The organism is Bradyrhizobium sp. UFLA06-06 (genome assembly GCF_054820065.1).
Genome location: NZ_JADFUD010000124.1, coordinates 1 through 7,996, shown reverse-complemented (window position 1 = coordinate 7,996; position 7,996 = coordinate 1). Strand labels below are relative to the sequence as shown.

General features: G+C 59.5%; 10 protein-coding genes. 9 read left to right on the top strand and 1 reads right to left on the bottom strand.

Translation table 11 applies throughout. The features are described from left to right. The 5 genes from IF803_RS41865 to IF803_RS41845 all read left to right on the top strand — a co-directional run. On the top strand, nucleotides 1-579 hold a 579-nt coding region (locus IF803_RS41865), incomplete at its 5' end, for a hypothetical protein (protein ID WP_461196092.1). 26 nt (nucleotides 580-605) lie between these two features. Next, nucleotides 606-920 (top strand): hypothetical protein, encoded by a 315-nt coding sequence (locus tag IF803_RS41860; protein WP_245288926.1) that lies wholly within the window; start codon nucleotides 606-608, stop codon nucleotides 918-920. Continuing rightward, a complete protein-coding gene (locus tag IF803_RS41855; protein ID WP_245288925.1) occupies nucleotides 887-1,513 on the top strand; it encodes a YihY/virulence factor BrkB family protein in 627 nt (208 codons plus the stop codon). The genes IF803_RS41860 and IF803_RS41855 overlap by 34 nt, the downstream gene beginning before the upstream one ends. 407 nt (nucleotides 1,514-1,920) lie before the next feature. Then, nucleotides 1,921-2,382 carry a low affinity iron permease family protein gene (locus IF803_RS41850; protein WP_028344424.1) on the top strand — a complete coding sequence of 154 codons (462 nt, stop codon included), beginning with the start codon at nucleotides 1,921-1,923 and terminating at the stop codon, nucleotides 2,380-2,382. Continuing rightward, the gene (locus tag IF803_RS41845) at nucleotides 2,382-2,924 is read left to right on the top strand and encodes a DUF1003 domain-containing protein (protein WP_461196091.1); all 543 of its coding nucleotides are present in this window, start codon (nucleotides 2,382-2,384) and stop codon (nucleotides 2,922-2,924) included. Before IF803_RS41850 ends, IF803_RS41845 begins: the two co-directional genes overlap by 1 nt. Before the next feature lie 699 nt (nucleotides 2,925-3,623). Here IF803_RS41845 and IF803_RS41840 read toward each other — a convergent pair. Next, on the bottom strand, nucleotides 3,624-4,136 hold the full coding sequence (locus tag IF803_RS41840) for a YciE/YciF ferroxidase family protein (RefSeq protein WP_028344423.1): 513 nt from the start codon (nucleotides 4,134-4,136) through the stop codon (nucleotides 3,624-3,626). Nucleotides 4,137-5,220: 1,084 nt separating this feature from the next. On the opposite strand from IF803_RS41840, the gene IF803_RS41835 reads away from it, so the two are divergent. The 4 genes from IF803_RS41835 (at nucleotide 5,221) to IF803_RS41820 (ending at nucleotide 7,518) form a co-directional block, all read left to right on the top strand. Next, complete coding sequence (locus IF803_RS41835) at nucleotides 5,221-5,415, top strand: isochorismatase family protein (RefSeq protein WP_245288924.1); 195 nt, start codon at nucleotides 5,221-5,223, stop codon at nucleotides 5,413-5,415. A 1,412-nt stretch (nucleotides 5,416-6,827) separates the two neighbouring features. Continuing rightward, nucleotides 6,828-7,100, top strand: coding sequence for a hypothetical protein (locus tag IF803_RS41830; RefSeq protein ID WP_075969288.1), 273 nt, complete (start codon nucleotides 6,828-6,830; stop codon nucleotides 7,098-7,100). Between the two features lie 108 nt (nucleotides 7,101-7,208). Continuing rightward, nucleotides 7,209-7,358 (top strand): helix-turn-helix domain-containing protein, encoded by a 150-nt coding sequence (locus tag IF803_RS41825; RefSeq protein ID WP_194456120.1) that lies wholly within the window; start codon nucleotides 7,209-7,211, stop codon nucleotides 7,356-7,358. Next, on the top strand, nucleotides 7,345-7,518 hold the full coding sequence (locus tag IF803_RS41820) for a hypothetical protein (protein ID WP_155258692.1): 174 nt from the start codon (nucleotides 7,345-7,347) through the stop codon (nucleotides 7,516-7,518). Before IF803_RS41825 ends, IF803_RS41820 begins: the two co-directional genes overlap by 14 nt. The last annotated feature ends 478 nt before the right edge of the window (nucleotides 7,519-7,996 follow it).

Here is a 7,996-nt window from a genome sequence, read left to right as displayed (position 1 = left end):
ACAGCGGCGGCTTCGCCGATCGTTGATCTCGGCGCGCGCAATGTTCGCGCGGCCGCGTCCGGACTCCAAAGGACCGCTGCGCCGCCGACCGCGCCAGAAATGGATCATGATGACGCCACAGGCTTCGGTGAAACCACACGCGAGGCCGGTAGCGCGGCTTCAGACGCCATGTCGGAAGCGGCGGACAAGATCAAGGATCGATTCGACGACGGCGTCGCCTATGCGCGCGAGAACCTCAGCATGCCCGGAAAAGAGGCTTTCACGAAAGCGCAGTCATCGTTGGCCGACATGCTTGACCGGCAGCCGCTCGTCCTCGGCGCCGTGGGCTTGACAATCGGTGCGGCAATTGCGGGTGCGTTCCGGGCTTCCGATCTCGAGAATGAATGGGTGGGCAAGCTCAGCGACGATGTCAAAGCCGACTTGAACACGCGCGCCAGCGCGGTATCGCAAAGTCTGCGCGAAGCCTCCGATACGCTGAGCGCCGAAGTCGGTGACGTCGGCGCCGAAGCCATCGATCGGGTGAAGCAAGCTGGCATCGATGCTGCCGATGCGGCACGGGAAAAGCTGAAGTCGCCATAAGCCTGAAGCGAACCGGAGAAGCTGCAATGTGGTGGACGGTCGCGAAAGAGGCGGCGACCAGTTGGTCGAGCCACAAGGATGCGCGGCAGGGCGCCGCCCTTGCATACTACTCGGTATTCTCCTTGGGTCCTATTATCGTGATCGCGATTGCGATCGCGGGGCTGTTATTCGGCTACGACGCCGTCACCTCACAAGTCACCTCCTCCTTGAAGGACATGCTCGGGGACACCGGAATCGAAGCGATCTGGCGGGAGCCAGCCGCCCCGCCGAGGGCATTCTGGCGACGGTTCTCGGCGTCGGCGCCCTCTTGTTCGCCGCGATTGGCGTCGTCGTACAGTTGAAGGACGCGCTCAACGTCGTGTGGGAGGTCGAGGAATCGGAACAGAGCGGGATTTGGCATTTCGCCCGCAACTACCTGCTATCGTTCGCCGCCGTTTTGGCCCTCGGCTTTTTGCTGCTCGTTTCGCTCCTGGTGACCGCATGCCTGGCCGCGGCCGGCAAATTCGTAGCTCCCTACCTGCCGGAGGGCTTGCTACATGTCGTTAGTACGTTGGTATCGTTTGCCGTCGTCACGATAATGTTCGCGATGATGTTCAAATGGTTACCGGATGTTTTAGTCGCCTGGCGCGATGTCCGGCTCGGCGCGCTCCTGACGGCTTTGTTTTTCGAAGTAGGGAAGGCTGCGATCGGCCTCTACATCGGCAAGCAAGGTTTGGAGTCGACCTACGGCGCGGCTGCCTCGATCGTCGTCGTGCTGATCTGGGTCTACTACACCCCGCAGATCATCCTGATGGGCGCGGAGATCACCCACGCCTACGCCAAGCATCGGGGTTCGTTCAAGCCACAAGAGCGAAGCAATCGCACGAACGTGCGACCACTCTCGCAGCCGCGTCAGAGAGGCGAGCAAGCACGGCGTTCCAAGAGCGCGCCCTGAGCGAAGGCACCACACCGGGCACTTAAACCGGCCGGTCGCGAGCCGAGGCCGTCGAGCGTGTCAACCGGACGAGAACTTCCTGTCTGCCGGCCTCCGTGTCGAAGGGCCTGACCATAGACGCAATTGCGTGCGATATGTCTCCGGGACGGCGAAGACGCCCTGTACGTCGGGATTTGATAGCATTCCCGCGACGAGTCCGACGTCCGCTGCTCCGTTGTCGAGACGCGGCGCAGGAGATATGGCCGGATCGCTCGCAGGCCAGCGTCGGGAAGTCCGAGGCTCACCCCGACCGAGTCAAGTCGGGAGGATCAAACAGCGGTTTCGCGGGATAGCCTGTTGTCTTGGCCGCCTGCTGACGCCAGTGGAACTTTGCAGGTTCCGTGCCGTTGCTGTCCGGCGAGATGATCATGAGTACTAAAAAGCAATTGCAGGAACAGCAGAGCGGTCCCGCAAAGTTCTTCGGCGCCTTCGCGAGCCGGACGGCGCAAGCCGCGGGGCATGCCTCGACTTTTGCGCTCGCCGCGGCGGTCGTCATCATTTGGGCTGTGACCGGACCAGTGTTCGGCTATTCGGATACGTGGCAGCTCGTCATAAATACCGGCACGACGATCGTCACCTTCCTTATGGTTTTCCTTATCCAGAATTCGCAGAACCGCGACAGCGCTGCCATGCAGGTAAAACTCGATGAGTTGATCCGCGTCGGCGCCGCCCGGAATTCTCTGGTCGGCATTGAGCACCTGACCGATGAGGAGCTCGAACAGCTGCGCAAGACCTGCGAATCCCGCGCGAAAGCGGAGAAAGCCGGCGAGGACAGCGTCAAGGCGACGGGGCGAAGGGCCCGGCACGCCGCCGAACGGGCGGCTGACTAGTGGAGGACGCTGCGCCATCCGATCACGTCTCGGGCGCTTCGGCACGAAACATTGAGGCGATCCTGCGGATTGAAAAGGAGGACGAGGAGCAGCTCCTCCTCCATCATCGCGCGCTTCACGCCGTCGGCCGTTTCGTCGGCACGCCCTATTTCTTTGCGATCCAGTCTTGCGGCGTAGGCCTGTGGCTGTGGATTAACACGCTCGCACCGAAAGCCGGCTGGCGCTTTGATGAATATCCCTTTCCGCTTCTTTCCCTCGTGCTTGCGCTTGAGGCTGTCCTTTTGACGTCCTGCGTCCTGATCCGGCAAAACATCTCGGATCGGGCTTTCGAGCGGCGCAATCACCTGGAGCTGCAGATCAACCTGCTGGCCGAGCGGGAGTCGACGCTATCCCTTGCTCTTTTACAACGGATCGCCGCTCACCTGAAATGCCCTGTCGAAAACGACGCGCAGTGCGAAGAGCTTGCGGACGAAACGGAGGTCGATGAGATCGCCCAGGATCTCAGGGCACAGCAGGAAGCAGGCGACGAATCCGTCAGATAACGCTATGCCGCGAGCCCCCGCAGCGCCGCGATCAATTTAGGCGGAGCAGAAGGCTTCCTGAGAAACCGAGACCCTTGCGGCAGCACTGGGTGCTGACTGTCTCTTATACACAAGTTCGTCGGCAGCGTCAGATGTGTATAAGAGACAGAAGCAGGCGCGCTCTCCGACATTACGGGCATAGGCGATGCCATCGCCGATATGGTTGCCAAACTTTACGAGACCGGCTCGCATCCGAGCCTTGAGAAACTCCGCAAGAATGTGGCTCGATTGAAGTCCTGCTTGGGCATCCTGGGGGGCCGTCTGGACGAACAAGGATGAGGGCGCGTGGACTATTCCCAAAGGTCAGATTTTTGAAGTGAAGCTCCGCCGCAGTTAAACGCGAGTTCGCGGAAGAAACAGGTCATGTGCCGCCTAGCATTTTCATAGCACTGGGGGAGGCAGAACAGCTCGGCGGCAAATTCGTGCACGGCTGGGCGTCGGCGAGCCGTTGGAGTGCGGTCGATTTTCAAAGCAGCTGCTTTGAAATGGTGTGGCGCCACGGACGGCTGCAGCGCTTTGCAGAGCTCGACCGTGTCGCATGGTTGGGCGTCGAAGAGGCGCGGGTGAAAATCCTGAGGGAGGCAGGCGATCTTTCTGGGTCGCCTGCTAGAAACCTGTCAAAAGCGGCGTCGTCCAGGCTGGAGTCGCGCTTGGCATCAGTCAGGCGTCTTCCTCTTCGTTCTCGGCTTCAACGTTGACAACTGACTTGGCGATGCCCGTCAGAGTCTTGTCAGTCTTCTTTTCTTCGGTCAGGGTCTCTTCAAGTAGCTGGACCGCTTCATCGTAGCCCAGCTCTTCAGCCCATGTGGACAGTGTGCCATAGCGCGAAATCTCATAGTGCTCGACGGCCTGGGCGGCTGCGAGAAGACCGGCATCGAGCGCGGGCATTCCCTTAAAGTCCTTCATGATCTCGGAGCCTTCTTCGGCGATGCCGTTGATGGCGGCGCAGGTTTTGCCGCGCGCGGGCTTGCCGATGATCTTGAATACGCGGTCGAGTCGCTTAACCTGGGCTCTCGTCTCGCGCTCATGCTGCGTGAACGCCGCCTTGAGGTCGGGCGACTGCGCCGCCTTCGCCATCTTGGGGAGGGTTTTGAGGATTTTGTTTTCAGCGAAATAAATGTCCTTTAGCGTCTCGTGGAAAAGGTCTTCCAGCTTCTTCGGCTTCCTTGCCATGCGGTGCTCCTCATAAGTGGCGCACAACAACAATTGGCAGGGAACCCGGTTCCAATTAGGACAATAGCGGACCCTCGGCCGAGCGCGCGTCATGCGTTACGGAGGCGGGAGCAAGAACGCCACTGGGAGGGGCTTCTGGCGGTACTGACTGCTTGGCCGATTTGGTTGCCAGCTGCAGGAACAACGATTTCGAGGTTGGGTTGGTCTGGCGTCATTCACAAACTTGAGGAGGAAATTATGGGTTTCGGCAAAGGAGCGCTTCTCTGGCTGATCGGCATACCGCTTCCGATCATCATTCTTCTTGCAATCTTCATGCATCACTGAGGTGCGAATGTCTGGTTTGACTCAGAAGCTCTGCTCGGGCTGCAGTAAGATGAACATGCTGGGTCCGATAAACGGCATTTTCCGATCAAGCATTTTCAGCTAAGTGCAGAACATTGGCGGAAAGCGATAGAAAAGATCAGTCGAAGGCGCGCGGTATGCTCGCGATCTCAGGAGCGGGGCCCGCGCGCTTTCTTTTGGGAGCGATGCTTCTGAAGTTCAAGAACTGCGCTTTCCGCGCTCTCATCTTCTCGCATGCCAAGACAAACGAAATGGCGCATTTCGCCGGAGCCGTCCATTCGGTGAACGTCGTCATGCTGACCCGGGTCGGTCGCCTTGCTAGCGCCGTCAGGTTTGGCCGGGACCGCTCCGATAGCCCGCGTCGATATTCTTGCTAAAATCTATCACGCCACGTCCACCTGCTGCCGGGCTCGGCGAGTTTCTGGCGACAACCCTCGAGCACGCAGGAACTATTGGGTCTCGCTCTGTTGGAGCTCGCTTTCCGGGATTTAAGACAATGGCGAAGGACCATGAACTTCGGTACGGGTCGCCCGGTGAGAGCGAGGTTCATATCTGCGTCGATATGCAGCGAATGTTCGCTGAAGCCACCGTGAAGATGCCGTGGCTTCCGCGAGTTCTCCCAAATATCCTCGCCGTCACAGCTGCCCATCCCGAGAGAAGCTTGTTCACTCGCTTCATTTCCGCCCGCAAGCCGGCCCAATGAGCGGGTATGTCGCGGCACTACCACGAACGGTGGGGGTCGATGACAATCGACAGCATCGGGCCAGAGATGGCGGGATCAGTCCCCGACCTCGTGAAGTTTACTCCTCCGGCCCGCACTTTCGACAAACATGTTTATTCGCCGTGGAAAGGCAGCGATCTTCACCAGCAGCTATGCAGCGATGGCATCGATACGGTCATCATTACCGGCGGAGAGACGGATATCAGCGCCAATTAAGCTGACGTGCATGCCCCGTCGCGGCCTGGCGCAACGATGGAGCGCATGATCGCTGCCATGGCGCGGAGCGGACCGCGGTGTTCTGCTGAATGACCCTCTTAAGGCCGGTCGCCTCAAGGTCGGCCTAAGGCCACGCCTGGCCGACCTTCCCGAAGTCGTCAGCGAGCGACCGGGAAGACGCTCTGACCGGTCCAAGAGACCATCGAGGGTGTCCAACGGGACCAGCGCATAACGCAACTCCACGCAAAACCAAGAGCCAAGTTTGGCTGGGGTACGTCAAATCGAATTGCTACAGCTTGCCGGCCCACCGTCGCATAACCAATCCGCAGCGAGGCCCCGTTGTGGGGTCCTACGGGGCCTCGCCTTGCACGGTAGGGGTTCTCAGCCTGGAGAGAGCTGAGACCCCAAGTGAAACTGTCTTCGGCAATCCCGTCAAGGGGCAGGAAAAAATGGCACTTTTGCTTTCCAAAGTTCACACGGGTTATTTCCGGAACCGGCGTCGTTTGCATTATCCGAGCAATACGGCAGGCAATTTTTATTTCGTATTCTTTCAGCCCTAAAACGACGACCGCTGCTCTCGATGGACAGCGGTTCGGCCATCCGGCCTGGCCCCAGCATGATCCGGATGCTGGGGCCGTTTTGTGGACAGGAGGGCGGCGCGTGCCGTGGCATTGGCCGCCTGTTCGGTGCCGCACCGCTACCGGCACTGGGACGCCCAGCCTCACACTGGCCCCAGCTTCGCAGTTGGGGCTCTTTCTTTTCGGCCAACAGGTCTTTGCCGACTTGGATGCTGTCTTGGGTACTGTTTTGATTCGGACACCCGCAGCTTGGCGTCGGATCGGCCTCAGCTACCTTCTCGCTGGGGCCGTTTCTTCCCGGGAACAAGCAGTAGTCCGCGAAGTTATCTCTCCACGATGGAGTGGGACTACTTAACGGCTTCGGTGCTCTCCCACTGCGCCGGGGCCGTTCGTTTCTAAGGTGGGACCATGTCGGAAGAAAGCCGCGATTGGACTCTCATCATCGTTTTTCTCGGCATTGCCGGCGCAGTGCTGTTGCTTGACCCTATCTTCTAGCCCCTCCGTTGTCGATTCGAGGACTAGCCAATACGTCTTTGGCCGGCTTCGTGGACTTATAGTAGGTGCCGCTTACGCGCTTCTGAGCCGGTCATGATCGACGGCGTATTCAATCCGGTGGTCTGACGTCACTCTCCCTCCCGAATAGGCGCCGCGGTCCTAGGCTTGCGAGATCGTCTTCGCGTCACGTCACCATGGCTCTCACCCTCTTTGGGCAACGAGTTACTTGAACTCGGCCCGGACGGTTCTAATTCAATGTATGGCCGAACCGAGCTTCGGCTAATTGGAGCATTAATAAGAGGCAAGCGCGTAAGCGCTTAAGAAGTTGAGGAAAGGGACATGAGAAAGCTTGCTTTTGCAGTCGTCGCGGCGGCAACGCTCCTCATTGGAACGGTTGCACCGGCTTCGGCCCATTGGCGTCACCATGGTTGGGGCGGTCCGGGTATTGGCCCCGGGCTTGCTCTCGGGCTGTTCGCCGGAACATTAGCGGCCGCCACCGCACCACCGGTCTATTATGGACCGGTCTACGGCCCGCCACCCTACTACTACGGCCGCCCGTATCGGGTCGTCCGCTACTATCGGCCGGTTTATCCCTACTGGTACGGCTGGTGACGAGGAGAAGGCGCGGTTCCGGCCGGGCCTTCTGTCAATTCCCGCGATACGTCGCTCGCTGCGCGAGAGGAAACTCTCGCGCGCGAATTCATTTCTCCCGCAAAAAGCGTGCTTCGCGCGCTCGGGGAGTATGTCGAGGGCGACGGCATGTGCTGGGTCGGTATCCCGTCGCTGGCGGCGGATTGCGACCTATCGCAGGATACGGTCCGCCGGCGGCTTGCCTGGCTCGAGGAGATCGGCGCGATTGACCGCACTTGACGAGAACGGCCGCCGCAATGGCGATGGCCGCGGCAAGCGCACCACGGATCCGATCCAGCTGCCGGTCGATGCCGATATCGCGACGATCGAGGCGCGTGCTGCCGGTCGTGACGTCGACGAAAGCCAAGTAAACTCAACGGCGATTAGCCCTAGCTGCTAGCAAGGGCTAAATTCCAGTCCCGAAACGATTAGGACTCCGCTAGCCCTCGGCCAACGCTCGCAGCTGTGCGACCACTTAATCTCTGAACCTGAACCGGAAGATCTCCATAAATCCCCTCGGGGCGATTTCCGGAGATCACAAAACGATCGAAAACGGTCGAGTTCGCAGCGGCATTCGAGAGCTATGTCGAGGTAGAAAATGTTTCTGGCCTGGTTCAGCGCTGGATATAAACGCGACTGTCGGGACGACGTTGCGGACCTTTGCGCTCGCCAGTTGTCCGACCGGCGTTAGGGTGCAAACTCTGGTGAACATCATTGCGTGGAATCCACGCCAAACACCGTTTGATGAACGCACGAAACCGGCGTTACCGACAGCGCACCTAGCTATTCTGTCGGCGGGACCGGTTTGGAAGCATCAACCACCACTTCCGGCAACGCAAATGATCTGCGCATTTGGATTGATACATCAGCGCAGATTG